17 protein-coding genes and 1 pseudogene are annotated in these 17,173 nt (G+C 45.6%); all 18 read right to left on the reverse strand.

What is annotated here, in order from left to right:
* Nucleotides 1–213: 213 nt before the first annotated feature.
* A complete protein-coding gene (locus tag NE473_RS15545; RefSeq protein ID WP_002594230.1) occupies nt 214–1,839 on the reverse strand; it encodes a recombinase family protein in 1,626 nt (541 codons plus the stop codon).
* A gap of 127 nt (nt 1,840–1,966) precedes the next feature.
* Entirely contained in the window at nt 1,967–2,161 is a 195-nt protein-coding gene (locus NE473_RS15550) for a transposon-encoded TnpW family protein (RefSeq protein ID WP_002594231.1), read from the reverse strand.
* Nucleotides 2,158–3,012, reverse strand: a complete 855-nt coding sequence (locus NE473_RS15555) for an ATP-binding protein (protein ID WP_002594232.1) — start codon at nt 3,010–3,012, stop codon at nt 2,158–2,160. The genes NE473_RS15550 and NE473_RS15555 overlap by 4 nt, the downstream gene beginning before the upstream one ends.
* Nucleotides 3,009–3,749 (reverse strand): replication initiator protein A, encoded by a 741-nt coding sequence (locus tag NE473_RS15560; RefSeq protein WP_002594233.1) that lies wholly within the window; start codon nt 3,747–3,749, stop codon nt 3,009–3,011. Before NE473_RS15560 ends, NE473_RS15555 begins: the two co-directional genes overlap by 4 nt.
* A gap of 130 nt (nt 3,750–3,879) precedes the next feature.
* A complete protein-coding gene (locus tag NE473_RS15565) occupies nt 3,880–4,266 on the reverse strand; it encodes a cysteine-rich VLP domain-containing protein (protein ID WP_002594234.1) in 387 nt (128 codons plus the stop codon).
* The gene (locus NE473_RS15570; protein WP_002594235.1) at nt 4,256–5,881 is read right to left on the reverse strand and encodes a relaxase/mobilization nuclease domain-containing protein; all 1,626 of its coding nucleotides are present in this window, start codon (nt 5,879–5,881) and stop codon (nt 4,256–4,258) included. The genes NE473_RS15565 and NE473_RS15570 overlap by 11 nt, the downstream gene beginning before the upstream one ends.
* Complete coding sequence (locus NE473_RS15575) at nt 5,853–6,248, reverse strand: plasmid mobilization protein (protein ID WP_002594236.1); 396 nt, start codon at nt 6,246–6,248, stop codon at nt 5,853–5,855. The genes NE473_RS15570 and NE473_RS15575 overlap by 29 nt, the downstream gene beginning before the upstream one ends.
* A gap of 627 nt (nt 6,249–6,875) precedes the next feature.
* On the reverse strand, nt 6,876–7,364 hold the full coding sequence (locus tag NE473_RS15580) for a hypothetical protein (protein ID WP_002569239.1): 489 nt from the start codon (nt 7,362–7,364) through the stop codon (nt 6,876–6,878).
* Nucleotides 7,365–7,478: 114 nt separating this feature from the next.
* On the reverse strand, nt 7,479–7,784 hold the full coding sequence (locus NE473_RS15585; protein ID WP_002569240.1) for a hypothetical protein: 306 nt from the start codon (nt 7,782–7,784) through the stop codon (nt 7,479–7,481).
* Nucleotides 7,785–7,947: 163 nt separating this feature from the next.
* Complete coding sequence (locus NE473_RS15590; protein WP_195463645.1) at nt 7,948–8,088, reverse strand: Maff2 family mobile element protein; 141 nt, start codon at nt 8,086–8,088, stop codon at nt 7,948–7,950.
* Between the two features lie 99 nt (nt 8,089–8,187).
* Nucleotides 8,188–9,075: pseudogene (locus NE473_RS15595) on the reverse strand (VirD4-like conjugal transfer protein, CD1115 family); the annotation flags it as partial.
* 145 nt (nt 9,076–9,220) lie between these two features.
* On the reverse strand, nt 9,221–11,929 hold the full coding sequence (locus NE473_RS15600) for a DEAD/DEAH box helicase family protein (protein WP_256265332.1): 2,709 nt from the start codon (nt 11,927–11,929) through the stop codon (nt 9,221–9,223).
* Between the two features lie 258 nt (nt 11,930–12,187).
* The gene (locus tag NE473_RS15605) at nt 12,188–13,303 is read right to left on the reverse strand and encodes a hypothetical protein (protein WP_021738879.1); all 1,116 of its coding nucleotides are present in this window, start codon (nt 13,301–13,303) and stop codon (nt 12,188–12,190) included.
* A gap of 264 nt (nt 13,304–13,567) precedes the next feature.
* On the reverse strand, nt 13,568–14,095 hold the full coding sequence (locus NE473_RS15610) for a DUF3592 domain-containing protein (protein WP_021738880.1): 528 nt from the start codon (nt 14,093–14,095) through the stop codon (nt 13,568–13,570).
* Between the two features lie 54 nt (nt 14,096–14,149).
* Entirely contained in the window at nt 14,150–14,527 is a 378-nt protein-coding gene (locus NE473_RS15615; protein WP_055169795.1) for a hypothetical protein, read from the reverse strand.
* A gap of 88 nt (nt 14,528–14,615) precedes the next feature.
* Nucleotides 14,616–14,783, reverse strand: coding sequence for a transposon-encoded TnpW family protein (locus NE473_RS15620; protein ID WP_081695227.1), 168 nt, complete (start codon nt 14,781–14,783; stop codon nt 14,616–14,618).
* Between the two features lie 288 nt (nt 14,784–15,071).
* Entirely contained in the window at nt 15,072–16,511 is a 1,440-nt protein-coding gene (locus NE473_RS15625; RefSeq protein ID WP_227097757.1) for a virulence-associated E family protein, read from the reverse strand.
* Complete coding sequence (locus NE473_RS15630) at nt 16,426–17,079, reverse strand: CHC2 zinc finger domain-containing protein (protein ID WP_021738884.1); 654 nt, start codon at nt 17,077–17,079, stop codon at nt 16,426–16,428. The genes NE473_RS15625 and NE473_RS15630 overlap by 86 nt, the downstream gene beginning before the upstream one ends.
* Nucleotides 17,080–17,173: the final 94 nt, after the last annotated feature.

Below are 17,173 nucleotides of genomic sequence, written 5' to 3' on the forward strand. Positions count from 1 at the left end.
TATAACACCAATCTTGTGAAATCACAATTTATTCTTCTAGCCTGCCGCTGATACCGTCTGGATTGGTTTTTCCTTTCTTTTTGTTCCCTTTAATTAGCCATGAACTGTTTCATGCCCTGGCTTTTTGCTTATGTGTGATAAAGAAGTAATAGAAGTGTAAAAAATTTTGCCGTTCCTATCCGGCACATGAGGTATGTCGGATAGGTCGGGCGGTTAGGTGTCGGGCAGTTCTACCTTGCCGACAAAAGAATAATAGATTTCGATTTCCTGTCTGCGTAACTTGCCCCGGCGTTTCCCGTCAAGGGCAACGCTTTCATGGACAACGATTTTCTCCACAAACTCCCGCAGCAGAGTAGGGGTAAGTTCTTCAATGGTAGTGTGCCTGCGTACCACATTCATAAACTTTTCAGCGTTTGCGGTGGCTTCCTGCGCTTTGGAAAGTTCTTCCCGCAGTCTGGCGGCACGTTCTTTCAGTTCTTTCTGCTCGGCTTCATAGTCTGCCGACAGCTCTGTGAAACGCTCGTCCGATATGCGCCCGGTTACGCTGTCCTCATACAGCCGCTTGAAGATAGCAGATAACTCGGCTATGCGTTTCTCGGCGGCTTCCAGCTCCTTTTTCTTGGCGGCGTTCCTGCGTCTGTCCCCGTCCTCATTCTGCTCGATTAAAAGCTTCATAAACCGGGCTTCATGCTTTGCCGCATAGCTGGTAACTTTCCGCAGATTGGAGAGTACGCCAGCGGTCAAGAGGTCAGTGCGGATAAAGTGCGCTGTGCAGTCGGCGGTGCGTTTCTTGTAGCTTCCGCAGATATAACAGTCCTGCTTGCGCTTGTCCGTCTGGTATCGCTGCTGGTACATGACGCTGCCGCAGTCGGCACAAAAGAGTATGCCGGAGAACAAGCCCACTTCGTCATAACGGTTGGGGCGTTTGCGCTGCTTGCGTAACTCCTGCACCCGTTCCCACGTTTCCCGGTCAATGATAGGCTCATGGTGGTTCTCAAAAACCGCCTGCTTTTCCGGGGGATTTTCTATGCTGTGTTTCAGCTTGTAGGACGGCTTCTCGGTCTTAAAGTTTACCAGACAGCCCGTATATTCCCGGTTTTCCAGCAGATGAACCACGGTATTGGTCGCCCACTTGCACTCATAGCCGGGGTGGTAGCGGCGGGTGCTGCCCGTCCTGCGGTATTCCAGCGTCCCCGGCGTGGGGATTTGCTGCTCGGTCAGCATACGGGCTATCTTGGTCGGACCGTTCCCGGCAAGGCAAAGGCTGTAAATCTGCCGTACCACCGGGGCGGCTTCCTCGTCAATGATAAAGTTTTCGTCCTCGTCCATGAGGTAGCCATAGACGGGCTTGCTTGTGATGGGCTTTCCGCTCATGCCCTTAGAGCGTTTTACTGCCTTGATTTTCTTGCTCGTATCTCTCACCAGCCATTCGTTAAAAATGTTCCGCAGCGGGGCAAAATCATTTTCCCCCTGTGCGCTGTCCACTCCGTCATTGATAGCGATGAAGCGGACACCTTTCTGTGGGAAAATCATTTCTGTGTACATTCCCACCTGTAAGTAGTTTCGCCCTAACCTCGACATATCCTTGACGATAACTGTCCCGACTTTCCCTGCTTCAATGTCTGCAAGCATGGCTTGAAATCCGGGTCTTTGAAAGTTCGCACCGGAATAACCGTCGTCGGTGTACCAGCGCAGATTAGAAAATCCATTCTGTTTGGCATAGGTTTCCAAAATCCTCTTTTGGTTGGAAATGGAATTGCTCTCGCCTTGCAGCTCGTCCTCATGGGACAGTCTTGGGTAAAGGGCGGTAATGAGTTGCTGGGTGGTCTGTCTTAACATAAATTCCTCCGTTTCCGACAGCCAGCCCCACTATTCCGTACCTTGATTGTACCACATGGGGCGGCTGTCTGTATAGCGGCAAAAGCGTCAAATCTGCTTCTTTACGGTCGGTAAAAATGACGGTTTTTCAATCAGGCTTATCACAGGTCAAATATCCGGCGGCGGCTTCTGCTTCCAGCACTTTCATCATCTTGTCAGCGGCGGTGTCGGTCGCCCCCTCCTTGAAAAAGCCAGACACCACAAGGATTGTGTTGCCTATCCTCGTTTCGGTCACGCAGTCCGGGCGGCGGGCAGGGCGTTTGTTTCTCTGGGTGTCGGTCATAGGCAAATCTCCTTTCCGGCAAGCAGCCGTTTCAGCTGTTCCATTTTTCCCTGTGCGGCGGCTTTCCTCAAATTCTCCCCGGTAAAGCAGAGAGGGGAACACATTTCAAGCAGGCGGTCATAAATCCGGGCGTGGGCGGTGTCCTCCGGGTGCTGCAATTCCTCCAGCGTGAGGTTGGTCGTCACAATCAGCGGCTTCCTGCTCCGGTAGCGGCTGTCAATCACATTGTAGACCTGTTCCAGACCGTATTCTGTGCCACGCTCCATTCCAAAATCGTCAATGATGAGCAGGGGGAAGCTGCAAAGGCGGGAAATATATTCGTTCCTGCCCGCAAAGCTGGCGGCAAGGTCGTTTAATATTGCTGCAAAGTTTGTCATGCACACCGGGACTTCCTGCTCCATGAGGGCGTTTGCAATACACCCGGCAAAATAGCTTTTCCCAGTGCCTACCCTGCCCCACAAGAGCAGCCCGTAGTTCCCGTCCTTTATCTGTTCCCAGCGTGCCACATATCCGGCGGCGTTCTTCATCTGCGGGCAGCTGCCGTTATCGTTGGCAAATGTCCAGTCCTGCATGGTCTTGTCTGTAAAGCCCTGCCGTTTCAGCCGTTCCACCGTTTCAAGGTGGCTGCGCCGCTTCTCGGCGGCTTCCCGTTCCTTACGGGCTGCCCGCTGGCAGTCGCACTCTGACGGGTGGCGGTCACGCCCGAAAAAGGTCTTGCCCTCCGGGAAATAGGCTTCTTTGGGTTTCCGGCATTTGCCGCAGTATAAAAGCCCGTCCTCCCCGGTGTAATCCTCCGGCTCGGCTGTGGTGTCGGTCATAGGCAGTATGGTGTTGTGGATTGTATCGGTCATAGGCTTTCTCCCTCCTTGAATGAATAGTCCGGTATGCCTTTCTTTGGCTTCTCTTTGGCAGCGTCCTCCTGCGCCCACTTGTAAATGGTGGCTGCATGGCTCTGGTACTGCTTCCCGGTGGAAGCGATGTGGCAGGAAAGGCGGTCAAGGTAATACTCCCACTTGCCGGGGAAGTCCTGTTCCAGCTCCAAAAGTTCTGTGTCAGAAAGAAATACATTTTTATATCTGCCATAAGCGGCGGGGGGCTGCCCCTCACTCGCTCCTTTTGTTTGGCTCTCTATTAGGTTGTTTATATTAGTTTGGTTAGGGGACGGTTTTCCGACCGTCATAAGGTCAGTTTTCCGGCTGTCAGTTGGTCGGTTTCCCGCCCTTATGAGGGGCGGTTTTCCGTCCGTCAGTTGGTCGGAAAACTGTACCACTGGGATAGGCGGCACTTTCACATACAGACGGTTGGCGGCAGAAAAGCCCGTCCGTCTGCGTTCCAGCAGCCCGGCAGCGTCCAGTTCGTTCAGTGCGCCCTTTATGGTGGTGCAGCCTTTATCCAGCATTTCCGCTATCTCTGCTATGGGGTAGACAATGTATGTCCGTCCCTCGCTGTCCTGCCAGCCGTTCTTCTGCGAAAGGGTGGAACGGTCTAACAGCAGCGCATATAACTCTCTTGCGGTGTGGGATAGGTCTGTTTCCAGCAGGAAACGGGGGTAAGGCAGGTAAGCGGGCAGCTCCGTTCCTGCGGTCATATAATCAGCGATAGGGTTCACCTCCTTGTGGTGTCTGTCTGTGGGTTCTGTTACGCTTTTAGGGGGCGTTTTTAAGGGAAAAGGATAAATGTATCACGCACCCTTTGACACCCTCCAAAAAAGCCTTGATTTATGCGGGTTTGAAATGCCCTAAAGCGTGACATTTCTCCCTTTGTTTCCGCTTCCGTTTGGCGGCGTTTATCCGCTTCATGCGTCCGGCGCAGTCCGGGCAGTATTTCCCCCGGTTGGATTTTGGGAAGAAGAACGCCCCGCAGACAGCGCAGCGTTTCCGGCTTCCCCGGCGCAAGAGGGCGGCTTCCAGTGCTTCATCAAGGGGCAGGACAGCGGCGGTAAACCAGCGGCAGAGCAGCGAATAGCTGATACTCTGTACACACACGCAAGGCTCGCCGTCCTCCAACAGCAGGCAGTTCCCGCTGTCATAGTTGCAGCACTCATGCACAAGGCGGCGGGCTGCCCGGTACTGGCGGTAGTCCATGCGGGGGATATTACCGTTCATGGCTCTGCTCCTTTCTGCGCTGCGGCTCGCTCCGGCGTAAAATCTGGTCGATATTGCCCTTGACAGTCTGCAAGCGGCGGTACTCCTCCCGTTTTGCCCGGTAATCGTTGTAGCCGCTGTTTTTCTCTTTGATAAGGCTTTCAATCTCTGCTTGCAGGGATTTATAGCTCGGCAGCTTGGAAATGCCGTTCTCCCTGAAATAGCGGGCGGCTGCGTCTGCTATGATAAAGTCACTTTCATGCTTCTGACGGTAGGCTGCTTTTGCTTTGGCGTTTTTCTGCTGTTTCAGCCCGTCCCGGACAGGGCGGGTCTTGGAATAGGCAAGCACCTGCCGTTGCAGCTCCTTTTTCCCGTTCAGCGTCTTTTCCACCTGCTTCAACCACGCAAGGCTTTCCTGCATGGCGGCATAGGCGGCAGAACAGGCTTCGTCCAGTTCCTCCGGGGAGGAAAAGCCGTACTGCTGATAGGCGGTAACGGTAGCTGCCATTTGCTTTAGGTTGTGCTTTGCCGCCCAGCGGTCATAGCCCACGCCCTTGCCCTCGGCTCGCTTGGCTTCCCGGTCAACCATGCGCTGCAAGGTGTTGTCTGCCGGGGTGGTTTTTGCAGCTTTTTCCCCTTGTAACGGCTTTTTAACTGCGGCAGGGTATTCGGGTATGGCTTTGGTCTGTTCGGCAGCTCTGTGGGCGTTCTGCGTGAGCAGGGCAAGGACAGCAGCCTTGTCAAAATCGTCCCCCAGCTTTCGGGCTGTGATAGGCTTTGTCCTGTCCGGCGTGAGGTAGGAAAGCCGCCCCCGGCTCTCCTTGACGGTCACACCCTCCCGCAGCAAAAGGGAAGAAAACTCGTCAAAGCTGCCAGCTTGGGAAAGTGCCTGCCGTATCGTCCGGCGCAGCTTCGCCTTGTCCGTTTCAAACTTGGTGGGCTTGGTCGGCTGTCCGGCGGCTTCTCTGGCGGCGTTCTCTTTGTCAAGGGCAAGCTGCCCTTTCTTTGCCGCCCAGTATTCCCGTTCGGTTATCCGTTCCTTGCTGCCGTTCAAGAGGTCGATTTGGTAAAGCCCCTCCCGGTGGCACATTTCCATGACTTCGCTCTTGAAATATTCCATAGCGGCGTTGGTGCAGCGGTGCTTGCAGCCCTCCAGCGTGTCGGCTGGTCTGTCCATGTAGGGCAGAAGCGGGACTTCGTAAATCCGCAGGGAGTTGATGACGATATGCACATGGATATTCCCGCTGTGGTTATGCCCGTCCGGGTGGGTGCAGATTAGGGCTTGGTGTCCGGGGAAATGCTCCTTGCAGAACTGCTCGCCCAGCTCCTGCGCCCGGTCTACGGTCAAGCCGTTGTCTGTCCCGTCCCGTGGGTCAAAGCTGATGATATAGTGGTGGCTTTTCACATCTTCCCGTTTTTGGTTTTTCTCATAGCGGAGATTGGCTCGCATACAGGCAACAGCGAAATCCTCGCCCCCGCAGTTGAGGGAAGAAATGCGGTAATCCTCCCTCGGTATCAGCCGCCCGTTTTCATCAAGGGTGGCTTTCATGGTAAACTCGTCATGCTCAAATGTGAGATAGGCTTCCGCTGCGCCATAGTCGGCGTTTTTAGAGCTGATATGTTTGAATGTTGCCAACAGCGTCACCCACTTTCTGCAAGACTTCAAACTTTAGGGCAGCAAGGTCGGAAACCGCCGCCCGTACCTCCCCGGCAAGCTGCGGATAGGGACTGTGCCACTCGTTCAGCGTCCGGGCTATCTGGTTTAAGTTGCCGCCGATCCTCCCGTATTCGGCGGTCAGCTTCCCGACAGCGGCAAGCAGCTCGTCATTGATGGGGGAAACGGTTATGATGGGGCGTATGGCTGCCCCGGTTATGGCTTGCCGGATAAACTCGGCTTGGCTCATGTGGTAAGCAGAAAGCCGCTGGGCAAACTCGGCGTATTCTTCCTCGGTCATGCGTGTTTTGACTACCCGGCTGCGGTGCGGCGTGTTGTATCGTTTCATAGGTGGTTGACCTCCTTTCTGTGCGTGGTGTCCTCTCACTAATAGGAGAAAAACAGGGTGTGAAGCGGAACTGTTTTTGAAAAATCCGAAAAATATTTTGAGGGGTTTTTCAGCGGCGCAAGCCGCATAAGCAGGGTTTGGGGAAGGCACTCCCCAACAAGATTCCCGCAGGGGCAAAATGAGCGATAAGCGAATTTTGGCACCTCGGTAGAATCTTGCTCTAAGAAACTGCCGGCCTGCCGTTCACTTGCTACTGCCACTTTTTCAGAAAATCTATAACCAGCTTTTTTTATAAAAGGCTGCGGGCTGGCGTTTTTCCCTTACTCCCTACAAACCACAAAAGAGCAGAATGGACGGACTTTCCGGCAAGAACTTTTCCGGCGGCTCGGTCTTTCCCGACAATAAGGCGTTTCGGAAGCTGCGTTTTGCCCGCTGTCTGAAAAAAATGGCAGCCTTTTTTGGTTTCACTGTCTAATACGGAACTTTTGGAAATTTGCCAAAAATGGACGCAAAAAAAGCAGCAAATCTTTTTCGGATTTACTGCTTCATGTGCCGCTGCGGTGCGGCGGGATGGATATTCAGTTGAAATAAAAGAGGATGGTGGTACTTTAGTCTATCGACTCTTTACTAACTATTAGGTAATCTTGAAAGATTTTCCTTGAATTTATCTAAAGAATGTTCATTGTTTCCCGCAAAAATAAGTGGAATTGTATATTCATATGATATGCCATTTTCATAGTCCGATAATTGTATTTTTATAGTATCATCCCTCTCATCTTTAGGTGCTATATATATGAATGAATTTTTATTTATATCAGATATTTTCCCTTTTTCAGAAGAAACAGTATAACCCCAGTCTGTTAAATTTGTCTTTATTGTAACTTCTGTTTCTGTTTCTTTTCTAGTCTGCAATGCTGTTTTATCGATTTGGATATCAAAAGGAGTCGAACCTAACAATTCACTGTTTATATTTACAAGTTCTTCTCCATTTGTTTTAGAAATATTAGATTCATCTTCATAATTTTGTTGAGATTCATCTTTTGGTGTTTCTCTGTTACATCCTAATAAAAAGCATAAAATAATTAGTACTAATACAGAAAGTTGTTTTTTTTGCATTTATTTCTCCTTTCATATTATCAAAGAAAGCACTGAGAGTACTTTCAAGAAATTTTGAAATATTCTCAATGCTTTCTATTTTTTGATTATAAACTTGCCGGTAATGATACTATGTTAATTTATCTCTTTCGCGTAACCTTTGTTGCAATATACACATGCACCATTCACCCATTTGTGAGACATTTCAATCGTCTCAACTTCATAAATGCTTACTTCTCCACAAATTAAACATTGTTTGTAATTATATACATGACGTGTCGCACATTTATCCCAGTCATCATATATACCAGGCATTTCATCTTCATATCCATAGTACTGGGGAGAACCCCAACTATGAGTATGAGCGGCAAATACAGTCATTGGAGCAGCTACAATTCCAGCTACTACTGAAAGTGCTAAAATAGATTTTCTTAAATTCATAAGTTCCTCCCTTTCCTTAAAAATACATAGCTCTTTGTTACATTGTCATTTTAACATAATAATTGGTAAAATGCAATAATTTATTTTCTATTTACGAGAAAATACTGTGCATATTATCTTATTTAGGAATAGTTAAGGCGGCTACCTAAATCTTTTTATTACTTTACCGCACATGAGCATTGGAGCCCGGATTGTCTGAACCGTAACCCTCCAGCAGATTGACTACGCCCCACACGCCCAGGCCAGCGCCGAGGGCCACAACAAGGGTCTGTAAAGTGTCGATAGCAGATGCGAAAAACTGCATAGAGCCTCCTTTTCTCCGGGGAGATGCCCCGGCCATGAAAAAAGCCGCCATTCCTGGCGGCAGGTTGCCACTTCGGGACACTTTGTCCCGAAGCGATATTTATACAAAAGCGTCCGGATCGTCCACATCGTCATAGTTGAGGATGTCCTCGTCCTCGTCTGTGAGCGAAGTTTCCGACACGGCCACCTTGTACACCTCACAAGCCTCGTTCAGCCCAGGCCGCCTGCGGCGGTTTATGAGTTTATCAAGGTCAAAGGCGTTTTTCTTTTTATCGGCTTCCGCCGTTTGCTTATAGTTGGGATGCTGCTTCAAATCGTATTTGGGCGAGAAAAACGGGGGCAGGCCCCGCAACTGCAAAATGCACTTGTCGCCCGGCATGGTCGCCAGTTCGCTGGGGGTCATCAGTTCCCGGCCCAGCCGCTGGGTATTCTGGTTGTAGCTTTCCGACTGGCCGCGGGAGCGGCCCTCGGTCTGCATGGAGATTGTGGCCTTTCCCAGCCAGTTCTCGGAAATTTCCTTGATTGTGCTGGCCTCCCGGCCACCCAGGAAGATCACGCTGTCCATATTTCCGAGAATGGTCTCCGCGTGCTTATCATAGATGGCCTTGCATTGTGCCAACTGCTGATAGAACAGGCACAGGCTCACCTCGCGGGAGCGGATCACCGCCACCAGCTTTTCCAGGTTTGGCACCTGGCCCGTGTTGGCCGCCTCGTCCCACAGCACCCGCACATGATGGGGCAGACGGCCCCCGTGTACGTTGTCCGCCCTCTCGCAAAGAAGATTAAACATCTGCGAAAAGGCCAGGGCCACAATAAAGTTATAGGTGGGCGTGGTATCGGAAATAGTAAAGAAAACCGCCGTTTTCCGATCTCCGATGCGGTCAAGCTCCAGCTCGTCATAACTCATAATTTCCCGGAGCTGGGGGATGTCAAACGGAGCCAGACGAGCTCCGCAGGAAATCAAAATGCTTTTTGCGGTTTTGCCAGTAACAAAATGTCAATAGTTTTTTAATCATTTTTCTCAAAAAGGCAAAAAAATAGAACGTATAGTTTATTTCCATACGCTCTATCTCACATTTCATATTAAATTTTGAATTCTACAAATTTTTTATATTTCGTTGTCAATATGTTTTCTACTCTAACGCCCCTTTTACTTTTTTGTGGGAAATGCACCGCTCCTCCCGATTGGCAAGTGCCTTCACCCTGCCTTCTAACAGAAGTTCCCTTCCTTTTTCATTTCTTGTATACACACAGTCATAATTTCCGATATACGGATGCATGCATTTTGCAAAACGTTCCGCATCCTCCTTCTTTTTCGAAAAACAATTTGGAATGGCATAGAAACCATTCAGTCCTTTGTGTCCCTTCTTTTTCACAAGTATGTAACGCTGGTTGTCGATCACATCAAAAAATTCATTGACACACTGTGCGAACAACGCTTTATCCCTGCCGCTTCCACCGGACAGATAAATAATATGGTTATCCGGTCCGTTTGATTCTGTCTCAACTTTACAGTGTGTTTCTTCCAGAAGCTGTTGCTCCTCTAATGCTTTGCGGATTCCATTTCCAAATGCCTTTAATCTTTTTAGCGGACTTCCCAACATGAAAATTTTCGGGAAACGTATCATAATTCCAGCCAGTCCGGCAGCAATGAAGAAGTAACAGGTTCCGGCCAGGATACCATTTTGGGACGCTGCAGCAACAATACCTGCCCCAATTGCCCCGATCAGACACAGAATTCCTGACAGGATCATTGTAAGAATCGCATCCCAGAAAACAACACTTGTGACAAATTTGTCTTTTACTTCTGTCTCATCCACAATATCCATTTTGTCATAGACTGCAAGTGCACTGTTCCAACGTTCTTTTAACGTATCGCGCTGCCCCGACATTTTCAGCATTTGTCTGTTAATCCTGTCAATATTCGTTTTATTAAATGGCGTTTTAATAACTGACAACCGTTTCATTCCATTTTCAATCGTATTTTCTGTATAATGCAGACCGAGAAAATGTTCCATCCTTCGCTCCAGCATACTGTAATCTTCACTGATCTGATTGTCATCTGCCTTTAGCACTTCGTTCCACGGTCTTAAACAGACTAAATGCCAGATGTTACTTGTTTTTTCCGGATGTTCTTTCATCACACGGATGGCACGCCCTCTCATCTGGTTGCTTAACATAAATGAGCCTACAAAGCTTGCAAGGATCAGGGAATTGATACAAGGAGAATCCCATCCTTCCCCTAACAGCGTTTTTGTACCGATCAGCACCTGCATATAGCCTTTTGAGAAAATATCTGTTACCGCCCCTGTGAGAAAATGTGCATTTCCAACCGCTGTCACTTTAAGATAATCTGTTTCAGAAAGATTTCCGATCCTGCTGAATGTAACTTTTCCGCTCATTCCGATCGCCTGCTCTAATGCTTCTCTTGCCTCTGCCGGAATGATCACAATCGTTCCACAAAGCACCCCAAAACGGATTTGTTCGTTTTTCTTTTCATTGTCACGACGGAGCATCTCAAAAAACGGAAGCACTCCAAGTGAGTTAACATCATATTCTGTATTTCCAATTGCTTTTTCATATTCTTTCCGGATGTAATCTGTCAAAACAAGCAGCCTCAAATCCTGACCGGATGCCTCATATTCATGGAACACAATATCACGGATGCTGTTACATTTTCCAAGGGAATTTGTGAGCATTTTTTCCACTGCCGCACTTTTCGTCATGACGACTTTTTTCTTTTCTATCAGACCGTCGGATTTTAAATCAGCAATTAGCAATTCACGATATGTCTTGTCACACAGGTATGAATCCACATCATCATACAAGAATCCCTGTAACAGACGCTCCATCCATTGCACATTCATGTCCGGTAATTTTTTTGCCCCCAAAAGCCTCTGTAATCTGGACGGAATTGCAATATTTTTGCTCTGTAAATAAATCAACAGTGATGCCAGATATGCCGGATTATCCAGAAGCAGATCATCTGAGAGCTGTCCACTGAACCCCTTATGGCTTCTTACGTACGTAAGGAACTGAGTATCCCGCATGATTTTTTCTGTCATTGCTTTACTGCGTTCTTCAAAACGTCTGACTTCCTTCTCTTCTTCTTTTGTTGGATAGTTGAAGTAAACATAATCCTGATGCGGACAGAGGCTTCCCTCTTTTACGAGCTCCGGTATCGTAATCTCTTCATCGATCTCTCCACACATATTCATGTACCGCGTCCACATAGCCGGTGTGGAATCATATGGTGGTGTTGCTGTCAAAGCGATGATTTTAAGGTTATTCACCTGTTTTTTGAATTCTTCTAATGCTTTCCACCATTCACTTCGCAAGTGGTGGCATTCATCCAGACAGAGTACTTCGATCCCAGCCTCTTTCATCGTCCCAACCAGATCAAAACCGCTGTAATCTACTTCCTTTGTCTCTGTTTTCGCCGGGCACTCGTCTGTGCCTGTGCCACTATCCTCACCTGCATCTTCCTGTATTCCCTGAAATCTTGTCATGGCACTGTGTAATGCCTGATAGGTTGCAACCGTGATCGCCTTTGGCTGTTTTAAATTCTGTGAAAGATAATCTTCCCCCTGTATGCCCTCACATAAAAAAGCTTCCTCAATCCTTGCGATCCACTGCTCCCGGATCGTAATGGATGGTGCCAAAATCAGTGCTTTTCCGTTCATCCTGCGGATCAGTTCAATTCCCAATGTCGTTTTCCCGGATCCGGGTGCCGCTACAATATGTATTTTTCCATCTGCCATGTACCTGTCTGCGTGTTCCAAAACCCTTGCCTGATACCTTCTCCATGTTCCTTTAAACTCTAAAATACCTTCGTAATTCATAATCATCCATTTTCCTCTGCTTATTCCACTTTTTCTGTGGTCTGTAACTATTATATACAACTGCCAATTTTCTTACAAGAAAGATTCCGTGTCCAATAAGAAGTATGCCTATGTTGGGATATTTAAATCATTCTGCATCCTCAAAGCAAATGAATTTAAATAGAATTTCAGGTGTGCCTGTGATAAAATATTAATAAGTTTAACAACTGAAATTTGACTGTATCATTTTGTTCATCAAATTTATTATTCATAAGGTGTCTATTTTGATCCTAAGAAGAAATGAATTTTAGGTCTTGTATATTCATCAAACTGATCTTCTGTCTCTGTATCAAATGAACAAGACAAACTGATAGGCGCATCCTGATCATAGAAACGGAAACTCTTATAAAATGTCCCATTTAGAAATTCATCTTTAAATTGTTGTGGAATAGCCTGATAAGATAATATCTCAGGATTAGATACGGATACATTTAAATTCTCAAAAGACTTTTGTAATGTCGCAAAATCTTTTTCTGTCTGCATTAAATTCTCTTCTAAACTCTTATTAATATCCACACCTTCTACATATGAGATATTGATGATAGTACCACTATTATTGACTTGAACATGAACATAACAATCAGTAGCACCTGAATCTCTTAAATATCCCATAACAGTATAACTTGATCTACTACGTGATTCATTTGGATTGTCTGCATGTACTCTTACACATACAGGTTCTAATGCCTTTTTTACTATTTCTACTTGTTTTGCAGAAGCTGCAATTCTTTGATCCATTGCCTGCTTTCCTTTTATATATTGAGGTATATAAGTACCGACTACAATAAGTATTGGGATAACTGCAAAGGCAATGAGTTGTTTTTTTATATCAGGAATAGGGATTCTATAAGCATGTGCCATGTTCTCGGCATTACTTCCTGCTTCAGATAACATATCTATAGATGTAGAGACTGTACTTACTGCACCAGCCACCTGCATAGCACTTCCTATATTCTTTGCAGTATCATTATCACTTTCTTTAAGGAATCGACCAACAGCTTGTGACGCCAAAGCAGCAGATACCTCTTTAGAATAATCTGTTTCTGACTGTTTCACATTTAATCTACCTATAAGAGATTTCCATTTCTTACCGTTCATTCCAAACTTAGGGGCAAGTGCACAGAAACAGAATATAATAACATATATAATGACAAATCCTAATGCAGTAAACATCCCTGTAGGCTGAAAACCTTTGTTTTGGAATACTAAATCATCTATCATCTCTAATGGTACTATTAATGCACATTGTACAAATGAAAAGATGAGTGCAACCACTGCAATCTTTGGATATATACAATATCTTTGAATCATTTTTTTCTCTTTATTGTTAATCATGGATATCACCTCTGTTTCTAGTATAACTTATTTTTGAATGAAAAAAGAGCGATATTTTGCTCTTACTATATTTGTTTCTTAACTAAAAGGAAATTACGAATATTTTGATGTTTAATACCATACTCAAGTTTGATTGTATCATGGTTCATCCTTGACCCGTTAGAGGGCAACGCATTTAATCCGAACAGCTCATTTAAAATAATATTATTCCTTTATAATTCTACAAACTTGAATTTTGTCTGATTACCAATTATCTTTTGTAATTTATAGCTGCATCAAAAAGAATACCAATACACTCAAGAGTATCGTTACTATTCCCATTATGATAAACATCATGGAAGTAAAACTTTTTGAAATTGGTCTATCAACATAGCACTTTTTAGGATTGTTTGGATTATAATAAACTGTCATCTTACTGTTGATAGGCCACAACTGCTCTGCAAGTTGACGCAAATTTGCAATGGATCCAGTTTTTACATGTAGCCAGCCTTTTTCATCTTCATAGACTTCTGATTTCACCGGTACGGGTACTCCAGATATTTGCGTTGTTTTAATTCCACAAAATATTTTCTTTGTTTTATAACAAGTTCCATTCACAAAGTACTCCACGATTGGATACACCCTTCCATTTCCCGGAAACCCATATTGTTTAACAATACCGTCTGTCTGCTTTGTACACAATTGATTCTGTCTTTTTACAATGATATTGAAAGTAACTCCTAGTAAAACCAATATTACACCAAGACCTCCAACTGTCATCAATTCTAACCATGCAATTTGTATTTCTGTCATAGTTTCATCACCTCAAATTCCAGTTTTCTTGATTCTGCAAACTTGAATTTGTAATTACATTCCATACATATTGGCATTCTTTACAATCACTCTATCTCCTTTTTCTAATTGTTCCTTAGAAACTCCTCTTAACCCAAGTCCAACATGTTCTGTTTTATATCCACAACCATTTGATTTTCGTTCTTTTGTATGTATATCGATGTTAGTAATTATAGTCTCTAATACACCTCCATTTGTTTTATAAACACACGCATTTTCTCCTTCTCTACACATTCCTGTTGATATGTTTCCTGTGACAACTGTTCCAACCCCCATAATTGTAAATACATCATCAATAATCAATTCAAAGTCTTCTTTTAAACATAATGGAACATCTAATCTGTTCATATACTCTTTTTCTCGCTCTTTTTTGCTTTTACCAAATAATCCCATAGTGTTTCTCCTTTATAACTTCTAATTTGTTGCTCAAATCATATCACATTTTCAAACATATCTCAATTCCAATTGTCTCTGCCCCCATCTATTGCATTGCCTTTCGGCTTGCTTCTGTAACCAGCATCCGGTTAATCTTTTCTTGCATGGTTTCCTTTGCATCTTCATTGAAATGATAGCGGACAACATATACTGTCTGCCCGATTTTCTTTGTAAATGTGTTTCCCTCTGTTTTTTTATTCATCATTTTTTCCATAATCATCTATTTCCTTTCTTTCCTGTGCCCGACAGAGAGAGGTTTGCTTCTGTCCCTGCCGGGAGTTTATCGGCACGCTGACAACGCAAGTGTCAACATAGGGTTTGAAACTTTTTTCGGGTAGTTATTTCTGTTTTCCAAAATACTATTGAAAAGTTTTTTGAATGTTCTTGTTGACACCTGTTAAAAAGTAGCTGAAACACCGGTAAATACAAAGGATTTTGGTGTCAACAAAAATGTCAACAAGCAGTAAATTTCCGGGTAATCAGTAGCCTTTCGGCATCAAAATCAGCCTTTCTCTCTGTCGGGCAGATCAAATGGCAGCTCCAACTGTTCTGCTTTCGTCAGCTTTGTAAATCCATCTTTATCCGGTTCGTTGCCACCCTCTTCTTCTGCTCCTTCCCTGATCCAGCTTCTCTGTCTGCCATATCCTTCCTTTGAAAATCTGTGGACTCCGGCTCTCTTCCAGCCAGTGATCTGCGTATCCATAATGGAACAGATCTCATTTGTCTCGAATTTTTTCGGCTCCCGGTCAAAATGGTCAAAGGCTTCTTTCCAGATCTGGACGGAACATACATGACTACCTTTATAAGCGTCCAGCCAGCCTTGTATCATTCCTGCCATCGTATCTTCCTGTGTGAACTGTTTTCGGTATTCACTGATCTCCTGCTCCATTTCCTTTGAGAACTTCAACAGGCTGCTCTTATTCTCCGTTGACCAGTAGATTTCCATTACTTCTGCCCACAACTGGTCAAAATAGGATCTGGCTTCTTTTTCATCATCGAGGATATGCTTCTCTGCCTTACTGCTGTCTATAGCAATCGGCAGGAACCGTCTTGCCCCGGTACGGTCAAAAGGAATGAACTGCCTTGTGTTCGTTGAACCTGCAAAGATACACTGACGCTTCCGGTCTTCCTCATATTTATCATAAGGGTTCCGGTAAGTGTCTTTCTGTCTGGTCAGGAATGACTTGATTTCCTCATTGCTCTTTGCACTGATTGCAGCAATCATCTCCGACATTTCCATAATCCAGTGTCCCCGGAGATGCTCGTATATCTTACTGTCATTCAACTGCTTCAGATCATCAGAAAACCAGTCATCGTTCAATGCAAGAAAACGGAAAAATGTGGATTTTCCGGCTCCCTGCTGACCTACCAGACAAAGCATTTCATCTGCTTTACAACCGGGGCGGTAGATTCTGCTTAATGCTTCCATCAGGAAGTGCTTCACAACCTCATAGACAAAATCCGAAGCATCTGCCCCCATATACCGTTGCAGAACATAACGGATTCTCTCCTGCCCGTCCCACTCCAGTTGTTCCAGATACTCACAGATCGGGTGGTATGCCCGGCTGTTGGCTTCTATGCGAAGTGCCTTATCCATACATTTTTCACTTGTGAGTTTGTAATAGCGTTCAAAGAAATAGTAGAAATAAGTCCTGCCATCATCATCCAGCTTGCAGACTTCCTCATTCCACCAGAGTTTTTTTACAATATCAATCCTGCCTGTCAGCTTGTTGTATTTCATACTCTCACGCACAAGCGGATCATTTCTCAGCACAACCATATAATTTCCAACCGTTGCTTTCGCAGTTCCTTTCTGTGTATATTCCAGCATCTGTTTCACTTCATCGACTTTGCTTTTATCTACCATCCGGAACATTTCTTTCATGGCATCTTTCTGTTCTTTTGTGGCGATCTCCTTTATCTTCTCTTTCGCATTGCTCAATCCGCTCCACCTCCTTCCATTTTTCTTTTACAAGTGCTTCCTTATCTGCCCTGTCCCCAAAGAGCAGGATATCCAGATAATACTCAACAACTGACAACTCCCTGAGAGCAGTCATAAACTTTTCATGCCATTCTTCTGTCCGTGTTTTTGGTGCATACTGTTCTTTCCATTCCAGAAGCAGGCTCAGATAATCCAGATAGGCTCTCAGGCATCTCAGATGTTTTTTCTGCCAAAGTTCTTCTGGTGTCGGCTCTGGCTTTTTTGCTGAAACGCTTCTCCTGTTCTGCGGTGATCCCCTGTCCCTGCCGGAATAAGGAATCCCAAAATCATCTGCCAGCTTCATGGCTGCATCTTTCAATCCAATGTCAAACAGTTGTGCCGTAAAATCAATGGCATCTCCTGTACAGCCACACCCGAAACAATAATATCTCCGGTCAACTTTCATGCTGGGTGATTTGTCATTATGGAAAATGCAGCGGATCAGTCCGCTCCTGTTGGGCTTTAACCCATACCTCTCCGCAGCCTGCCGGACGGTCACATTCTGTTTTACTTCATCAAATAATCCCAATTCGTTTCCTCTCTTTCTTAAATCTGCTTCCCAAATCTGGGAAGCAAGTTTTCACAAAAAACAAAAAAGCACTTTGTCCTGTCCTTACGGAATC

This window comes from Hungatella sp. SL.1.14 (assembly GCF_024460495.1).
Classification (GTDB): Bacteria; Bacillota; Clostridia; order Lachnospirales; family Lachnospiraceae; genus Hungatella; species Hungatella hathewayi.